At 57.5% G+C, this 15984-nt stretch carries 17 protein-coding genes; 3 read left to right on the top strand and 14 right to left on the bottom strand.

Annotation, left to right across the window (positions count from 1 at the left end; genetic code table 11):
• Positions 1-11: 11 nt before the first annotated feature.
• A complete protein-coding gene (locus GTP45_RS26640) occupies positions 12-2585 on the bottom strand; it encodes a hypothetical protein (RefSeq protein WP_161016861.1) in 2574 nt (857 codons plus the stop codon).
• Positions 2586-2914: 329 nt separating this feature from the next.
• On the opposite strand from GTP45_RS26640, the gene GTP45_RS26645 reads away from it, so the two are divergent.
• Together GTP45_RS26645 and GTP45_RS26650 are read left to right on the top strand one after the other, a co-directional pair.
• Positions 2915-3124 (top strand): integrase core domain-containing protein, encoded by a 210-nt coding sequence (locus GTP45_RS26645; protein WP_229258666.1) that lies wholly within the window; start codon positions 2915-2917, stop codon positions 3122-3124.
• Positions 3125-3302: 178 nt separating this feature from the next.
• Entirely contained in the window at positions 3303-4328 is a 1026-nt protein-coding gene (locus GTP45_RS26650; RefSeq protein ID WP_229258667.1) for an HNH endonuclease, read from the top strand.
• Between the two features lie 19 nt (positions 4329-4347).
• Here GTP45_RS26650 and GTP45_RS26655 read toward each other — a convergent pair whose 3' ends face one another.
• From GTP45_RS26655 to GTP45_RS26675, 5 genes are all read right to left on the bottom strand, one after another.
• Complete coding sequence (locus GTP45_RS26655; protein ID WP_308494629.1) at positions 4348-4806, bottom strand: very short patch repair endonuclease; 459 nt, start codon at positions 4804-4806, stop codon at positions 4348-4350.
• Complete coding sequence (locus GTP45_RS26660; protein WP_161016862.1) at positions 4760-5629, bottom strand: hypothetical protein; 870 nt, start codon at positions 5627-5629, stop codon at positions 4760-4762. Before GTP45_RS26660 ends, GTP45_RS26655 begins: the two co-directional genes overlap by 47 nt.
• A complete protein-coding gene (locus tag GTP45_RS26665; protein ID WP_161016863.1) occupies positions 5622-6824 on the bottom strand; it encodes a DNA cytosine methyltransferase in 1203 nt (400 codons plus the stop codon). The genes GTP45_RS26660 and GTP45_RS26665 overlap by 8 nt, the downstream gene beginning before the upstream one ends.
• Before the next feature lie 687 nt (positions 6825-7511).
• Entirely contained in the window at positions 7512-7772 is a 261-nt protein-coding gene (locus tag GTP45_RS26670) for a HigA family addiction module antitoxin (RefSeq protein ID WP_308494630.1), read from the bottom strand.
• 11 nt (positions 7773-7783) lie between these two features.
• On the bottom strand, positions 7784-8683 hold the full coding sequence (locus tag GTP45_RS26675; protein WP_161016864.1) for a hypothetical protein: 900 nt from the start codon (positions 8681-8683) through the stop codon (positions 7784-7786).
• A 143-nt stretch (positions 8684-8826) separates the two neighbouring features.
• Here GTP45_RS26675 and GTP45_RS26680 point away from each other — a divergent pair, with 143 nt between their 5' ends.
• Positions 8827-9552, top strand: coding sequence for a substrate-binding periplasmic protein (locus GTP45_RS26680; RefSeq protein WP_161016865.1), 726 nt, complete (start codon positions 8827-8829; stop codon positions 9550-9552).
• On the opposite strand, the gene GTP45_RS26685 is transcribed toward GTP45_RS26680, so the two are convergent.
• From GTP45_RS26685 to GTP45_RS26720, 8 genes are all read right to left on the bottom strand, one after another.
• Positions 9549-10814, bottom strand: coding sequence for an NAD(P)/FAD-dependent oxidoreductase (locus GTP45_RS26685; RefSeq protein ID WP_161016866.1), 1266 nt, complete (start codon positions 10812-10814; stop codon positions 9549-9551). The genes GTP45_RS26680 and GTP45_RS26685 overlap by 4 nt on opposite strands.
• Entirely contained in the window at positions 10811-11119 is a 309-nt protein-coding gene (locus GTP45_RS26690) for a c-type cytochrome (RefSeq protein WP_229258668.1), read from the bottom strand. Before GTP45_RS26690 ends, GTP45_RS26685 begins: the two co-directional genes overlap by 4 nt.
• Before the next feature lie 105 nt (positions 11120-11224).
• On the bottom strand, positions 11225-11977 hold the full coding sequence (gene soxA / locus GTP45_RS26695) for a sulfur oxidation c-type cytochrome SoxA (protein WP_161016868.1): 753 nt from the start codon (positions 11975-11977) through the stop codon (positions 11225-11227).
• Positions 11974-12306, bottom strand: coding sequence for a thiosulfate oxidation carrier complex protein SoxZ (gene soxZ / locus GTP45_RS26700; protein ID WP_161016869.1), 333 nt, complete (start codon positions 12304-12306; stop codon positions 11974-11976). Before soxZ ends, soxA begins: the two co-directional genes overlap by 4 nt.
• A complete protein-coding gene (locus tag GTP45_RS26705) occupies positions 12306-12737 on the bottom strand; it encodes a SoxY-related AACIE arm protein (RefSeq protein ID WP_229258669.1) in 432 nt (143 codons plus the stop codon). The genes soxZ and GTP45_RS26705 overlap by 1 nt, the downstream gene beginning before the upstream one ends.
• Entirely contained in the window at positions 12734-13201 is a 468-nt protein-coding gene (gene soxX, locus GTP45_RS26710) for a sulfur oxidation c-type cytochrome SoxX (protein ID WP_161016871.1), read from the bottom strand. The genes GTP45_RS26705 and soxX overlap by 4 nt, the downstream gene beginning before the upstream one ends.
• A gap of 2 nt (positions 13202-13203) precedes the next feature.
• The gene (locus GTP45_RS26715; protein ID WP_161016872.1) at positions 13204-15381 is read right to left on the bottom strand and encodes a xanthine dehydrogenase family protein molybdopterin-binding subunit; all 2178 of its coding nucleotides are present in this window, start codon (positions 15379-15381) and stop codon (positions 13204-13206) included.
• Positions 15378-15881 carry a (2Fe-2S)-binding protein gene (locus GTP45_RS26720; protein WP_161016873.1) on the bottom strand — a complete coding sequence of 168 codons (504 nt, stop codon included), beginning with the start codon at positions 15879-15881 and terminating at the stop codon, positions 15378-15380. Before GTP45_RS26720 ends, GTP45_RS26715 begins: the two co-directional genes overlap by 4 nt.
• Positions 15882-15984 lie beyond the last annotated feature (103 nt).

The raw sequence follows: 15984 nt of genomic DNA on the forward strand, positions 1-15984 counted from the left end.
CTTTCCTCGCGCTAAAGAATCAATAGTCCATCTATCCACTGCGAGCGCAACGCACCGTTAGAGCGGCGTGCCCGAGACAGCGCAACGCCGGGGACAAGCTCAGTACCGGCGTGAAGTCCGGCAACGCATCTCGGCAACAATCCAGCGATCCAGCGCGCGTCTTCGGCCGTCGCTGGATAAGCGTATTCGTTGTCGGTAAAGCCACCATTCTCGATTCGTCGTCTGCGCAAGGCAGCGCATATGGCGTCGGGAAGCGTCCCGTCTCGTCCCATCGAAATAAGACGCTGCCCATCGAACACGAATAAAGGAACGGCAGCAATGGCGTAGGCGGCGACGATCGCCGCACAGCGAGATAAAAAGTGAGTGCGCGTGCCTTTTGCCTCGACTCTGTACACATCATGGTCGGTACCGGCAGGATGCGCCAGCAAGGTCAACCGAACTGTACCCTGGTTCGCGCCCGCTTTAACGAAACGCTGACTGCGCCAACACCATACGGCAGCGGCGAGATAGTGTTCCGCCTGCCGCTCAGTGATAGTCAACGCCAACGGGACATTCAGCGGAGCATCAGGATCGGCCAAGCACTCCCATTGCAGTACGCGGGCCAGTTTTTCTGGATCGGCACCGACTGCCCCCATCACCGGCACGGACCAGCGAGCAGCGCCAGGCAGCCTAAACGGCATCGCGCCCATACCTTTGGCGGCTACAGCGAAGGCCTCCTGCAACTGCGCGCAGAACGCGCCTTCCGCAAGTGCAAGTGGGCCTGTCGCGCTGTCGAGGGAGACGATCCGCGGCGCAGCTAAGGTCCACACTTTGCCCTTCCACCCTTGCCGCAGGCGGGGCTCGATCACGCCGCCATCTTGCAGCATCTTGAGCGTGCGCCACGGCGCCGCTGCCGTTTCCGCATCAGCGCACCTCAACAAGTCCACCAGATCACATTCATCCCAGCCGCTCCCTCCGCTGGCATAAATCGCTTCCAGCAGCCATTCCAGCGCATCGTCGGCGCGTCCCCATGCGATCGCCTTGGGTACCGCGTACGCTGCACGCTCGCCGTTTCCTGCACTCCAGTCGGTAAGCAACGGCTGACGCCGGCGCGCGCCGGCCAGGTCATAGTGTGGCGCGGCGCGATCGACGAACTGCAGCTTTAAGCGCCAATGTGGGCCGCGTTCGCTCGCAGCAGGCTTCGGTTCAATCACACAGGACCCGGTCACCGGACGTTCGGCAGCGAGCCGAAAACCATCCGCCATCGTTAGCCGCAGCCCTTCTACGCCAGAGTCGGCGATGATGCGCAAGTTAGGAGTGTCTGATGCGATCAGCGGCAGAAATCCCGGCAGTCCCAACCAAGTACCGTTGACCCTGACGCCGTCGGATGCGGCTGGGCGAAACAAACCGACGTCATTTAGTCCAAGTCCGCAACTAGCGAACTCAGCGGCAAGCTGGCCCACGTTGACGGGATCAACGCTCAAACGCCAATCATCATATCGAACAACTTTTCCCAAGCAATGTGCAATACGCGCCGCCGTCTTGTCATGGAAAGCGACCAGTACCCGCCCTCGACAATTGGTAAAGGCCGGCTCAGCAATCCAGCGTCCCATACCCATCTGTGTGAAAAACAGCACCCCCCTGGACACGCTTGCTCCAAGGCTTGCGCTGGTACGAATCGATTGATCGGCCAGTGCCCCCCCCAAGGTTTGGTATAGACGGGGCCCGTCGACGCCTTCCACAACGCGAAATTCTCGTTCATCGTCAAGATTAAGCGCGATCTCCAGCTGCGCGTACGGTGTGACCTTCGGGCTGGCCGCCGCGCGAACTTTATTGATCAGGATCCAGAAACGATGATCAGCAAGCGCTCTTCTCTGTGAATAGTAGGCTTGCTCAAAATCTTTGAACGCGTCGGTTAAGCCCGTCGACATGTGGATTCGATGCGGGCAATTCCAGAACGCATTGATGACCGCCGTTGGATTGGCCAGGTCTTGTTGCGGAGTAGATTGAAGCGCCCGCTCCACGGCCCTGACATCGGCGCGATTAGGAAACGACAGACGCCGCGTGTAACCGATGTGCACCCAATTCATAGGATGCTCTGGCAGCACCAGCCGCCTAAACGAGCGCCCCTCCGAGGCCTGCTCGTCCAGCCAGTCCGCCAGTTCTTCCCACATGAGCTTTACGCCAGCAAGATCATTGAAGTTACGATCGACGCCAAGCCAACTGGCGAGTTTGGCGCGAAACTGGTTGTTTTCGTACCCATCGCCGTCTAGCAGGCTATCAATCAGCAATGTCATCGCCAACGGGGCGAAGCAATTGGGCACATCTTTGCTTGGAAACCGGCTAGAACCCCGTTTCAATGCAGACCACAAATAGCATTGATCACGCAGCAAGGCGCTGCGGAAGGCATTCTCGGCTTGCTCAGGGGAAATGGCATCCGTGCCGCAGGCTAACGCCAAAGTCAGCGGACTTACCTCAAGGGTGCGAATGTCGCTAGCGTCGCCGCTTGGCCCGACGGCAAAAAAGTGTCGCACCAACATCGATTCCCACTCATCGATATTGATTACAATTCGCGGTTGGGGCGGTCTATCGTTTACGTTCGTCATTCTACGAATCCCGCTTCGCGTTATGCCTCAACATCGAGCGAGCTGCTATTTTCGAAGTGCGGGGTCTGCGACAACGTGAGGGGCAGCGCCACGTTCAGCAATTCGGCGACTAGGGAAGCATTAACAACCACGTTGCTACCTCGATGTTTGACGCTACCCCTATTTCCTTTCAGTAGCAGCATACTTATTGCATAAATTTATTCTAATAATACCAATTACCACCAAGAAATACAACATACTAGTAACCTCTGGTTCAGAGGTGTGTTTCAAATGACCATTTTTCGAATGATTGCCCGCTTGGCACGCTGGACTGTGTGCCGGTGCCGTTAATGCTGCGCAGTGACAACAGCCTGGTTTTCACCACCCGCAACTTCACTGTCTTGGTACGTGGATATGGCCTCAAGCAGGAGTTCATCAAGCCGCACTTCCCGCAGCAAAATGGCATGGTGGAGCGGGTAATCCGCACTTTGAAGAAACAATGCACGCACCGGCATCGTTTCGAGACTTTGCAGCACACCAGCCGCGTGATCGGCGACTGAATTCAGTTTTACAACCACAAGCGTCCACACCAGGCGCTACGGATGCAAACCCTGGCGGCTACTTTTGCATTAGCCGGGTAAGTTGAGCAGATTTCCCTGGGTCATTACATTCAACTCAACTTTATTTTTCTGCTTCATCAAATTTCGAGGCTTGTTGCCCACCAATTGTTAAATTTAATTGAAACAATTAACACTTATAACGCCTAAAATATTGTATATTGCTGAGAAGAATTGCTTTCTAGATAATTATATCAAGCCAATGTCATTACTCTCGTTGCCACAAGTACGAGCCCTTCCCCCAGATCACGTAGAAGCACTACGTTGGTTTGATGAACATCAGGGTCTCGAAGTTTCATGGCCAGCTCAAATGTCTAGCGGTATGTTTTTAGTGAACAAAGCAAAGGGAATCCATAAGCCAGCTGGTTCAGAATACGCACTAAGTATTCGTCAATCGCTTAACGGACCTTATGCCGATCGAGAGCCGATCGTTAATTCAGACGGATCGTGGATTTTTCAATATTTTCAAGAACAGGCAGATCCGCTAAAACGTGACAGTATGTATACAAACATCGCGCTGCTTGCTTGTCAGCGTGATGCGATTCCTATTGGCGTGGTGCGGAAGGTAAAAGACAAACCAAGTTCGCGTTACAAAGTTCTTGGTCTCGCACTCGTGAAGCAATGGGAAAATGGGTATTTTCTGCTAGAGGGCGCACCATCCGGTGATGTTAGCTCTACGTCAAGAGTTTCATTAGATAATAGGGAAGAGCTACAACTCGACTCTTTTGATCCAGAAAACATAGAAGATGCTCGCTTGCGAATTCAGACCGCTATTGTTCGCCGCCAGGGACAGAAGAAATTTCGTAATGATGTTTTATCTGCGTATAACAATAGTTGCGCTATTACTGGCTGTGATGTTGTAGAAGCTATCGAAGCGGCCCACATATATCCGTACCTCGGCCAGCAAACGAACATCGTCACTAACGGTCTGCCTCTGCGATCTGACCTACACACGCTTTACGACTTAGGCCTCATCACAATTCGCGCAGCCTCGATGACAGTTTTGATAAGACCTACGCTACTAGGCAGTATGTACGGCAGTTTTGCTAATACTGTTATACGTCCCCCTCGGGCTAAAGAACATCAGCCTAACCGCGTCGCGCTGAACTTGCATTTGGAATGGGCAATTAAAAAATGGGACACCTAAAATGCACTAGGAGTACGTCCTACACAAGGGAACAAACTTCCTCTACGCGTTTAAGTATGGCATCAGGCGATTTGATTTCGCATTCCCAAAGGACAAGCACTTTCCAGCCCAACTCAAGGAGCTTGTTTTGATTCGCAATATCACGCTCAATATTGCGATCCAGTTTCGCTTGCCAGTAGTCTTGCTTTGAGGTTGGCCTTGCGGCTGCTTTACAACTCACATGTTGGTGCCAGAAGCAGCCGTGCACGAAAACCACCGTTCTAAACTTCGGCAGTACTATATCTGGCTTACCGGGGAGGTCTTTTCGATGTAACCTAAAGCGATAGCCAGCCGCATGCAAGAGCCGGCGCACTGTAAGCTCTGGCTTTGTGTCCCGACTCTTCACAGCGGCCATAGTTTTACGCCGCTGCTCTGGCGTCAATACATCCATTTCAGTTGGCGCGACGAACAGTTGTCCATTTAGATTCGTGAAGAACATTAGCGCCGTTTCTGTAGCGGGTCAATCGCTGCACATCTACCCCCTCCATACGTGCTTCAATCTCCACACTGATAGCCTCATTCTCAGGCACTGGGAATGCCTGAGCAAGGATATCAAGGAAATGAACATCTTTTAATCCCCAAGGTCTAGGCTTAGGGTTATTCCTGGCGTCAGGAATACTGCGAGGAAACAAGTAGATGCATGGTGGAGGTAAATTTTTACCACCAACCTCAGTTACTCGTGTCGGGTCATTTATCACTTTTGGACACGGCCGCGCAGCAGTACCACACAACATATCCCAAATGACAAGACCATCTACACGCTCACGACGAGCTATAATTTCTGCACTCAGTCGTGTGTGTATTCCACTCCAAGCGTTGTGACGCGGATTCGCCCCAGGATTCTGGCACAACGACCAAATAATAAACTCATCAGCATTTGCCGGGCGCTTGAAGATGTTGGTGTTATTTCCGTCTAAACATCCTTTCGCTTCAATGCAGCAAATTCGTCCATCAGGGAGCGCGACCTCATAGTCATGGCGATCACCTGCTCCTGCGAACTGCCACGAAACGACACGCCCTTGATCTCTCAGAACGTCTAAAACGTTGGAGATAAACAGTTTCTTGACGCCCATTGAGGCAGCGCTTTGTCCACGCAAACGCTCAACCGCACTCTTAAACAACCCTGACTCCAAGAATTCCTCTTCATTCATACCGTGATTACCAACGGTATGCGCAGCGGCTTGCAACGCATCCGCGTAAGCAGCAACTACATCTTTCCAGCCATCTGTTTCTTTGCACGGGATGATTGGGTAATTAGCCATGCGCCACTTCCTCGATTGCTTGCGGCTTCTTGATTGTTTTTTGGGCCGACAATGCAAGTAATCGAATGATGTTTTTCTCAATCCATGCGACAGCAGGGACAACCACCCCGTCCCCTGTCAAATGATAAGTATCGTTATAACGCTCAGGTAAAACGTACGACTCAGGCAAGCCCATTAAACGCGCCGTCTCCCGTGGGGAAATGAGTCGCGAGCGCACTTTGTTACCCTCTACAATCATTACAATCTGGCGACTCGATCCTCCTGATGGTGTACGGAGGCAGCCACTTACACCGTCGAATCGTACCTCAGCACGTTGAACATTATTTCGAGTGCGCCGATACACAGTACCAACTTGGAACAGGCCAGACTTCTTAGCGTCTTCTACCTTGGCCAAATTACCTGGGGTCATCATCGACAACAATTTCTTCGTCTCCTGAGACGTATGCCATTGAACACCTTTCGGTTCACGTTCGATGATATCGATGAGGTGAGGAGCTTCAGTTTTCGGCAGAGGTAATTTCCACCACAACCAATTACGGCGCACTTCAGGTGACAGTGCGTCCACAACATCTTGCAGTGACTGCGGATGCCACACAGGGTTTGGGACCTTTGCAACCAACCCTTTAGGTATAGCAACCCCGCGTGCAACCGCTACTACAAATACACGTGGGCGAGACTGGGCAACAAAAAGCGCGCCATCGACAGCGACAAGGCCTACTCGATAACCCTCATCGGATAACGCACCGATAAGGCTAGTCAAGTCCTGACCGTTATGAGAGGTAAGAAGACCTGAGACGTTTTCGAGTGCAATAATTGGAGGGCGGCGGTCTTCTTTTTTGAGCTGCTGCATCAACTTAAAAAATGCCCAAAATACACCAGAGCGTTCGCCAGCCAAGCCTTTACCGTTACCAGCCAGACTCAAGTCTTGGCAAGGAAACGAAGCCCAAGCAAGCGTAGCGTGTTTAGGTAATTGCTCTGTCGTTACCTTTGTAACATCGCCGTGATGTAGCTCATCGGCTGGAGCAAAATTCGCTGTGTAGGCAGCGACCTTTTTAGCATCAAAATCGTTCGCAAATAAACATGACCAAGCAGCGCCTAGGCCCAATCGAGCCATGCCACCTCCAGCGAAGAACTCGTAAAAACCGAAGGGTTTGAGCGCATCTAAGTCAAGCGTGATCTCAGGTTGTATGGCCATGAATTGTGTAAAAAAAATCTATCTCGCAATTATAAGACGCCACTGTATATCTGGACAGTAATTTCTATGAAAAAAGCCCTGCAGTGGACTTTAAGTGTCCAGCATGTTAGCACACGCGAAATCTTTGCTATCACGTCAATTTGCTGAACAAACTAGACGACTCAGTCGCGAGATTGTCAGCAAGTGCACTGCCTCTACTGCGGAACTAACTTGAATAAGTAAGGTCTAACGAACTAGACAGCACGTGAGAGGGGCTGCCCTCTTCAAGAACGCATTAGGAGGAATATCATGCGCTACCAACAGCGTCGTTGCGATATTGAGTCACCGGAAAAAATACAACGAGTGCGAAGTATGATGCGAGCATTCGGCAGCTCAGCTGCGCAACGCTTAGGAGAAACGGACTTCTTAGATCCAGAGTTAGTGAGGGTTGCTTTAGCATGGAAACATGAGCGGCGCCAACGGTTACGTCGTGCAATGGACCGCCCAGAGGGATGCGACTCAATACCTCTTTACCGGTGAAGCGCTCAAGCACTCCTTTACCGAGAGGTATAACTATAAGGCACATGGTGCCGCACAATTACGCATCTGGTAATTCTTTATGCGGCATTTACTTCTAGGGCCCTCCCTATAGCGCACTCATCTCAGAGGCTATGCCTGCACTACACACTGCCTTCAATACAGCCGCGACTACCCCTCAGCAATCCGAAGATCATATGTTACTTGGAGAGCCAACCATCCGTTAGCCTCGCTCCCCCAATAGCGCTCCAACCGTAATGCGATATCGGCGGTGAATTTAGCTCGGCCCTCAATAAGCGCAACTAACTCAGAATGAGGCATATCCAAAGCAAGAGCGACGGCAGACAAGCTAACTCCGCTCGGCTTAATGTAATCCTCAAACAAAATTTCTCCCGGATGTACCGGACGCATACCATTCTTAAGCATCAGCATTCCTCATTCAGCTATTTTGCAATGCGCGCCCATCCATGCCTCACTGCTTCCTTGAACTTATCCCAGCTCGATTGCGGGTGGCGTTCTTGCCAGGTAACGCGCAGTTCGGATTCCACTTCGCCGAAGGGCTTATCCTTGTAGCCGGGGTTGCCCGCCATAGATTCGCCATAGCGGTAGGCCGGATCGTATTCCTGGTAAGTGCCACCGGTGTAGGTTTTTTCCCAGTGCGAGCGGAAGTAGTCGTCCTCCGCTTCCTCGTTCCCGCGCAGGATGTTGAGCGTATCCTGATTGGGCTCATTGCGCGGATAGATGCGCATGCCGCTGCGCTGGACGGTGCTCTGGATATCGGCCACGGCTTCCGCTGCGGCAGGTGGAATACCGGCCACATCGCCGCGCTGCTGGGCGCCCGGCGTGGCCACCTGCTCGACGCGCGCAAACACCACGGCGTCTTCGCGCTGGCGGATGCCATGCTGCTCGGGTGCGATCTGCTGTGCGCCGACGCTGGTCTGCGCTGCACCTCGGCCGCTTTGCAGCACGTCCGCTCCCCAGCCGCTGGCGCGCCACATGGTTTCGTGTTCGTCGATGTCGATCGGATTGAAGTCTTCGATGATGTCGGCGGCGCGTTCCGCTTCTTCCAGCGTAGCGGTGTCCACCGCCAGCACAGTGTGGCCGCGGTTCAGCGCTTCGGCGTAGACGTGGCGGTCGGCGTGGTCTGGCCCTATCAGTTGGCTGAACATTTGCTTGATATTGCCTAGAATGGAGGCGTCGTCGTTGATACGCGCGGTGCCGGCAACGCTGCCCGAATCGAGTATTTGGATGCTATCGCGATCGTAGCCACTGTTGACCAACTCGTCGCTGGCAAAGTTGGCTTCGGCGCGGGTTTCAAATACAGCCGTCAGAGTGTGTGTCATGATGATCTCCTTTTGAAAGACGCGTTCCAGTCTAAGGTGTCTGCGCCGAGGCCAGCGCCCGTTTGCCGTGAGGCAAGCTGATCGGAACGTATCTGTGGTGCACCGCATAGATTGCCGCTATCGTGCTCCAGCTATAATGGGCCATGCGCCCCTTCCTCCGCCATCTGCCATACGCCTTCTGCCTGACGGCCACTTGCGCGTTCGCCGGGCCCGGCGAGCTGGTGATGCTGGCGCCGCTCGATCAGGCGATGCCGATTGTGCGTTTTCAAAATGGCGCCATCAGCGGCGGCATCGTGAAGGATGTCGGCGATGCCTTGGCCCAGCGCCTCGGTCGGCGCGCGGTCTACATCAACGCCGATTCGCCGGAGGTCACGCCGGCACTCAGCAGCGGCCGCGCGGACGGCATGTGCTACCTGCTGCCGTTCTGGATCGACGGCGATTACAACTGGAGCCCACCCCTACTGCCGGACGCCGAGATGATCGCCGCCCGCAGCGATGCGCCGCACCTGCGCTCACTCAAGGATTTGAAGGACAAGCCGGTGGGTACGGTGGTCAGCTACCGCTATCCGCGCGTGGAGCTGGTGCTGGGCAAGCGCTTCAAGCGCGTGGATGCGGCCAATATGGAGAAGAATATCCAGCAGATGGTGGCCGGTAAGGTTCCTTACACGATGATTAGCGAGGCCACGCTTAATTATCAGCACCGCTTGAATCCGGGCCTGAAGGTACGGGCGGACTTGGTGTTCTCGTCGTACAAGGCGCAGTGCGCGTTCTCGCAAAAATCTGCGATTCCGTTCGATGAGGTCAGCAAGGCGATCGATGCGCTGATGAAGGATGGCAGCATCGATCAGATCATGGCGCGCTACCGCTAACCCAGCGTGTCGGCCCAGATGTTGCGGGCCCAGTTCATCGCGTACTCTCCTTCCAGCGCACTGGCGGCTGATGACACGCCGCCGGAGCCCGATACCACCAGCAGCGTTTTCTTTTCCGCGTCGTAGGCATGGACGGAGGCGACGTGGATCACGTCCTGATCGGAGACGAAGCTGTAGCAGGTGTTGGTCAGCATGGGATGGTCATACGGCGCTCGTCCGCTCAGCAGATCCACCACGGCGGCGGCGCACACCTTGGCGTGCTGGTTGGCCATGTGCGCGGATTTGGGCATCAACGGCGCTACGGCGATAGCGTCGCCTAGTACGTGGATGTTTTTCGCTTGCGTTGATTCAAAGCTGAGGAAGTCCACTGCGCACCAGCGCGCGTTGGCGTTGGCCAGGCCGCTTTGTACGGCGATGCTGCCGGCGCGCTGCGGCGGGATCACGTTAAGTACATCGGCTTGCACTTTGTCGCCTAGTTCGGAGATGGCGGTGCGCGTGCGGGCATCCACGTCGGCGGTGCGGAAAGATGGGCGGTATTCGATGATGCCGCTGTAGCGCTCTTTCCAGATTTTCTTGAACAGCGGGCCTTTGGAGACCACGTCGTCATTGGCGTCCAGGATCAGGACTTTGGATTTAGGCTTGTGGCGGCTGAAGTAGAAGGCGATCTGCGATGCGCGTTCGTACGGGCCGGGTGGGCAGCGGTATGGCGCGGGCGGGATGGTCATGGCATAGACGCCGCCGTCCGGCATGGCTTCCAGTTGGGCGCGCAGGGCGGTGGTTTGCGCGCCGGCTTTCCATGCGTGGAGGATGCTGTCTTGTGCGCCGGATTTGAGCATGCCGGGAAGTTGATCCCACATGAAGTCTACGCCGGGCGAGACGATCAGGCGGTCGTAGGATAGCGTTTGGCCGCCGGCCAGCGCCAGCGTGCGTTTGTCGGCGTTGATGCTGGTGACGGTGTCGCGCACGATACGTACGCCGTGTTTGTCGGCCAGCGCGTTGATGGACATGGTCAGGTCACTGATTTGACGCGAGCCGCCCAGTACGAGGTTGGAGAGTGGGCAGGAGATGAAGCTGGCGTTGGGTTCTATCAGCGTTACGGCTATGGTGTGGTCGCTCCACATACGCACGTAGCGGGCGGCGGTGGCGCCACCGTAGCCGCCGCCGATGACGACAACGTGCGGTTTGGCCTGGCCGGTGATGGTGGTGCAGCCGGCCAGCAGCGCGCTTGCGCCGGCGGCCTGGATGAATTGGCGGCGTTTCATTTGGCGGCCTCCGGTTTTTGCGCGGCGAAGTAGGCGGCTAGTTGTTCGATCTGTTCGTCAGTGTAGCCCTTGGCGATTTGCGTCATGATGGTGGAGGGGCGCTTGCCGGTTTTGAAGGCTTGCAGGTTGGCCGATAGGGCTTGCTGCGATTGGCCGGCGAGGCGTGGTAGCGTGCTTCCTTTGGTGTCGCCGGCGGTGCCATGGCAAGCGGCGCATGTCGCAGCGAGGCGCGCGCCAATGGAGGACTCGGACCGCGCAAAACCCGGCGCGGTGAGCAGCGTGATGACGAGCAGGCATCTAAACATAATCATTTCCTTCGTATGATTGAGACGTGGACCCGCAGCCCGGACGCGGGGGTCTGACCCCGTGGGGTCAGACCCCTATTTGCCGCAGTGCGGGGTGGCGGCGTGCTAGGGCCGCACCCCTGGTGATTCAAGTTTCATTCCGTTGTCGCGCACGGCGAGCCACGCTTCCAGATCCACCAGTTCTTTTGCGCCGAATTGGGGTATCTCGGCGCGGACTCCGCTCATGCAGTTGCGCAGGCGGCGTTGTAGTGATCCCATCGCTTGCCACTCCAATCGATAGATCGGATACGCATCGGCATGCGCTTGCGGAATGGTGCTGCTGGCTAGGCGCTTGCCCCATTGCTGGTCGTGGCACTGCGCGCATGACAAATTCAGTTGGCCGATGCGCTGGAAGTAGAACTGCTTGCCACGCGCGGCGGCGGCTTGCGTGCCGCTGTCCTGCGGTGGATTCACTGGCATGCCGCGCGATTGCATCGCTACGTAGGCTTCCATGCCTAGCAGTTCTTCGCTCTCCAGTTTCCACGGCGTGGCTTGCTGCTTGCGTTCGCGACAGATGTTGATGCGTTGACCGAGGTTGACCACCTTGCCGCTGTCGGCGTGGAAGGCCGGGAAGCGCGCTGCTACGCCGCGCATGCTGCTGGAGTCTCCATGACAGCTGGCGCAGGATTTTCCGCTACCGCCTGCGATCGTGTTCCATTGTGCTTCGCCGCTGCTGACCCACAGCATGGCGGGATTCTGTGCGTCGTCACGCTGCATGGCTTGCGTGGCAGGGCTGGTGAATTCCAGACCGGAGCGGCGCTCGTCGGCTGCCAGCGCGATGCCGGTGATGAGCAGGCAAGCCAGCAGCACGCGCTTCATGATGGGCTCACCGTCAGCGTCAGCTTCATTTTTTCGGTGTGCGTAAAGCCGTTGTCGCCATCCCATTGGAATTCCAGCGTGCCGCTTTCCGTCGCCAACGTGTAGAAGGCGATGTAGGGATTGGCCGATATGGCCTGGTGCAGTTCTGCGCCGAAGACTTGTTCGCCGTTGTAGCGGCAAACGAACTGGCGGATGATGTCGCGCGCCAGCAGCTTGCCCTCTGCACCAACGCGGTAGCCGGTTTCCATCGGGTGGCCGATCAGGGCGCGGATTTCGATTACCTCGCCGCGCTTGGCGGTGGCGGGCATGTGGATCAGGGCGCGGGCCATCAGGGAGCCTCGCCTTCGATGCAGGCTGCCAGCGCGACGATGACATCTACGCTGTGCGACCAATAGCTGCCATCGGCCATGCGCGCCACGGCCATCAGGCGTTGCGAGGTGGCGAGGCGGATGCGGGTGGAGACTTCGGCCTTGCCGGAACGTGGGCTGAGCGTGAATACGGCGACATCTGTTTGCGGATTGCGCTCGGTGAAGATGGCGATGGCGCGGACGTTTTCCACGGCGCTGTCCACCGAGACTGTGACGGGGACTGCGTTGCCGTTGTCGATCAGTTGAGCGATGTCGAATTTGACTTTGCCGGTTTGCGGCTTGGCGCCGCCGGTGAAGTGGTTGATGGCGGCGGCCATTTCCACCGGCGTGGCCGATGCCGGGCGCACCAGCGCCAGCATGGCGCCGGCGGCGAGCAGGTCGCGGCGCTTCATGGTACGGGCTCCTTCAGTGTTTGCAGCCATGCCACCACGTCTTCGATTTGCTGGGCGGTGAGGATGGTCTTGTCCTTGTAGTTTGCGGCTACGCGGTTTAAGCCTTCGGTCTTGTAGTACGAGGGCATGATGGTGGATGGATTGAAGCGGCTGGCGTCCATGATGCGTAGGCGTAGTTCGTCGGCGTTCCAGCGTTGTCCAGCGCCGCGCAGGTCTGGTGCGAGATTGCCTTGAAAGCGTTCTTCAGGAATGGGGCCGGTGTGGCACAGCAGGCAAAGGCTAAGCTGACGATTCGCCACGATGGCGCGGCCGCGCGCGGCGTCGCCCGTCGCTACGCCGGGAAGTTGGCCAGCGATGCCGTCGCCGCTGACCGCGATCGGCTCACTTGCGGCGGCGGCAGGCAGCAGCGCGGCGAGGGCGAGCGCGCTCGCTGCCCTGCCGCGCCGGTGCCAGCGCGCTGCCATCGCTAGGCCTTCTTCACCAGGCTGTGATTCTTCAGCGGCAGATCGCGCACGCGCTTGCCGGTGGCGGCGAAAATGGCGTTCAGTACCGCCGGTGCAGCCACCGCAATCGTCGGCTCACCCACGCCGCCCCAGAAGCCGCCGGATGGCATGATGATGGACTCCACCTTCGGCATCTCGTCCAGCTTCAGCATCTGGTAGGTGTCGAAGTTCTGCTGCTCCATCTGCCCATCCTTCAGCGTGCACTCGCCGTACAGCGCTGCGGACAAGCCATACACAAACGAGCCCTCCACCTGCGCCTCGATCTGCTGCGGATTCACCGCGTAGCCCGGATCGGTCGCCGCGACGATGCGGTGAATCTTCACCTTGCCGGTCTTGCGATCCACCGACACCTCGGCGCATGCCGCCACGTAGCTGCCAAAGCCCATGGTCTGCGCCAGCCCGCGATACACGCCCTTCGGCGCAGGCTTGCCCCAACCGGCCTTCTCCGCCACCGCATTCAGCACCGCCAGGTGCTTGGGATGGTCGGCCATCAGCTTGCGGCGGAAGGCCAGCGGGTCCTGCTTGGTCGCATGCGCCAATTCGTCCATGAAGCATTCGAGATAAATCGAATTCTGGTTAAGGTTCACGCCGCGCCAGAAGCCCGCAGGCACGGGCGGATTGCGCATCGCGTGATCAACCAGCAGATTCGGGAAGCTATAGCCGATGGACGCCTCCGGCCCCGGCGCATTCAAGCCCTGGAACACCACCGGGTCTTTGCCATCCTTCAGCGTAGAACCGAGCGACGCCAGAATCGATTGGCCCGCAATCCGCATGTGCAGCGCGGTGACGTTGCCCTTCGCATCCAGCCCCGCCGTCAGCTTGCACTGCGTGATCGGGTGATAGCGGCCATGCAGCATGTCTTCTTCGCGCGACCAGATCAACTTGACCGGCGTGCCCGGCATCTCCTTGGCGATCTTCACCACCTGCGTCACCCAGTCATGCGTGGCGCCGCGACGGCCAAAGCCGCCGCCCAGGTGCATCTTGTAGACATCGCACTTGGCTGCAGGCAGGCCCGATGCTTCGGCGGTGGCGGCCAGTGCCGCCTCGCCGTTTTGCGTCGGCGTCCAGACCTCACAGCGCTCCGGCGTCCAGATCGCGGTTGCGTTCATGGTTTCCATGGTGGCGTGATTCAGCCATGGGAAGGAATACACCGCTTCGACCTTGCGCACGGCGCCTTGCAGGGCCGCCTTGGCGTCGCCATTCGCATTGCCGACCACTGCTTCCGGCGCATCCAGCGCGGCCTTCAGCGTGGCGTTGATGTCCTTCTGCGACAGCTTGGCGTTTGGCCCCTTGTCCCATTCAATCGGCAGCGCGTCCAGTGCGGATTTGGCGCGCCACCACGTATCGGCCACCACCACTACGGCGCTGTCACCGAGCTTGAACACTTTCTTGATGCCGGGCCGCTTCTCAATTAGCGACGCGTCAAAACTCTTCACCGTGCCGCCGAATACCGGGCAATCCTTGATGGCTGCATTCAGCAATCCCGGCATCTTGATGTCCATACCGTAGACTTGCGCGCCGGTGGTTTTGTCGACCGTATCCAGGCGCGCGAGGCGCTTGCCGGCCAGCTTCCAATCCTTCGGATCTTTGAGCGCCACCTCGGTTGGCGGCGTGAGCTTGGCGGCGGCGTCGGCCACCTTGCCGTAGCTGATGGTGCGGCCGGTCGGCTTGTGCGTAATCACGCTGGCTGCGGCCACGCATTCGGACGCAGGCACCTTCCAGGCATCGGCTGCGGCTTGAACCAGCATCGTGCGCGCAATCGCGCCGCCCTTGCGCACGTAGTCGTGCGACTCGCGCACGCCGCGGCTGCCGCCGGTGGAGAACGAACCCCACACGCGCTTGCGCGCCAGATTCTGTCCCGGCGATGGATATTCGGTGACGACCTTGCTCCAGTCGGCATCCAGCTCTTCCGCCACCAGCTGCGCGAGGCCGGTCAGCGTGCCCTGTCCCATCTCGGAACGGGCGATGCGGATCACGATGGTGTCGTCAGGCTTCACCACCACCCAGGCGTTGACTTCCGGCGTCGCGTCGGACGCGCCCTTGGCGATAGGCGGCTGTTCGCCGGCTGCAGCATCAAACGGAATATGGAAAGCGACAACGAGGCCGCCGGCGATCTTGAGGAAGCTGCGGCGCGAGTTCATGCCTTGCTCCCTTCAATGCGTTCAATCGCCAGGCCTGCGGTGGCAGGATCGCCGCCGCGCACTGCGACGTGGATCGCCTTGCGCACGCGGTTGTAGGTGCCGCATCGGCAGATATTGGTCATGGCCGCATCGATATCGGCGTCGGTACATTTCGGCTTCTCGCGCACCAGCGCGGCGGCAGCCATGATCATGCCGGACTGGCAGAAGCCGCACTGCGGCACATCCAGTGCGGCCCATGCTTTTTGAATGGGATGCGAGCCGTCCTTGGACAAGCCCTCGATGGTGGTGATCTTCTGCGTGCCGGTAACAGCGGCAGCCGGATACACACAGCTGCGCACCGCCTGGCCATCGATATGCACGGTGCACGCGCCACACTGCGCCATGCCGCAACCGTACTTGGTGCCGGTCAGTCCTAGCTGTTCGCGGATCACCCATAGCAGCGGCGTATCGTCCTCCGCCTCATATTCCCTAACGATGCCGTTGACGTTTAGCTTGGCCATGCGCGATCTCCTGTTCGTTGTTTGCCAAAATCGATCGCTGGTCATACTACCACTATTTAGGTTTTAGAAAATTTTGACTTGGATCAATGATTTTCACGCGCGC

This window comes from Duganella rivi (genome assembly GCF_009857435.1).
GTDB lineage: Bacteria > Pseudomonadota > Gammaproteobacteria > Burkholderiales > Burkholderiaceae_D > Rugamonas > Rugamonas rivi.

Coding starts and splice junctions, on each gene's coding strand:
- GTP45_RS26640 (WP_161016861.1), bottom strand. CDS start 2,585: ATGACGAACGTAAACGATAGACCGCCCCAACCGCGAATTGTAATCAAT.
- GTP45_RS26685 (WP_161016866.1), bottom strand. CDS start 10,814: ATGAAACGCCGCCAATTCATCCAGGCCGCCGGCGCAAGCGCGCTGCTG.
- GTP45_RS26705 (WP_229258669.1), bottom strand. CDS start 12,737: ATGAAGCGCCGCGACCTGCTCGCCGCCGGCGCCATGCTGGCGCTGGTG.
- GTP45_RS26665 (WP_161016863.1), bottom strand. CDS start 6,824: ATGGCCATACAACCTGAGATCACGCTTGACTTAGATGCGCTCAAACCC.
- GTP45_RS26715 (WP_161016872.1), bottom strand. CDS start 15,381: ATGAACTCGCGCCGCAGCTTCCTCAAGATCGCCGGCGGCCTCGTTGTC.
- soxZ (WP_161016869.1), bottom strand. CDS start 12,306: ATGGCCCGCGCCCTGATCCACATGCCCGCCACCGCCAAGCGCGGCGAG.
- GTP45_RS26690 (WP_229258668.1), bottom strand. CDS start 11,119: ATGTTTAGATGCCTGCTCGTCATCACGCTGCTCACCGCGCCGGGTTTT.
- soxA (WP_161016868.1), bottom strand. CDS start 11,977: ATGAAGCGCGTGCTGCTGGCTTGCCTGCTCATCACCGGCATCGCGCTG.
- GTP45_RS26670 (WP_308494630.1), bottom strand. CDS start 7,772: ATGCTGATGCTTAAGAATGGTATGCGTCCGGTACATCCGGGAGAAATT.
- GTP45_RS26645 (WP_229258666.1), top strand. CDS start 2,915: ATGCTGCGCAGTGACAACAGCCTGGTTTTCACCACCCGCAACTTCACT.
- GTP45_RS26720 (WP_161016873.1), bottom strand. CDS start 15,881: ATGGCCAAGCTAAACGTCAACGGCATCGTTAGGGAATATGAGGCGGAG.
- soxX (WP_161016871.1), bottom strand. CDS start 13,201: ATGGCAGCGCGCTGGCACCGGCGCGGCAGGGCAGCGAGCGCGCTCGCC.
- GTP45_RS26655 (WP_308494629.1), bottom strand. CDS start 4,806: ATGTTCTTCACGAATCTAAATGGACAACTGTTCGTCGCGCCAACTGAA.
- GTP45_RS26675 (WP_161016864.1), bottom strand. CDS start 8,683: ATGACACACACTCTGACGGCTGTATTTGAAACCCGCGCCGAAGCCAAC.
- GTP45_RS26680 (WP_161016865.1), top strand. CDS start 8,827: ATGCGCCCCTTCCTCCGCCATCTGCCATACGCCTTCTGCCTGACGGCC.
- GTP45_RS26660 (WP_161016862.1), bottom strand. CDS start 5,629: ATGGCTAATTACCCAATCATCCCGTGCAAAGAAACAGATGGCTGGAAA.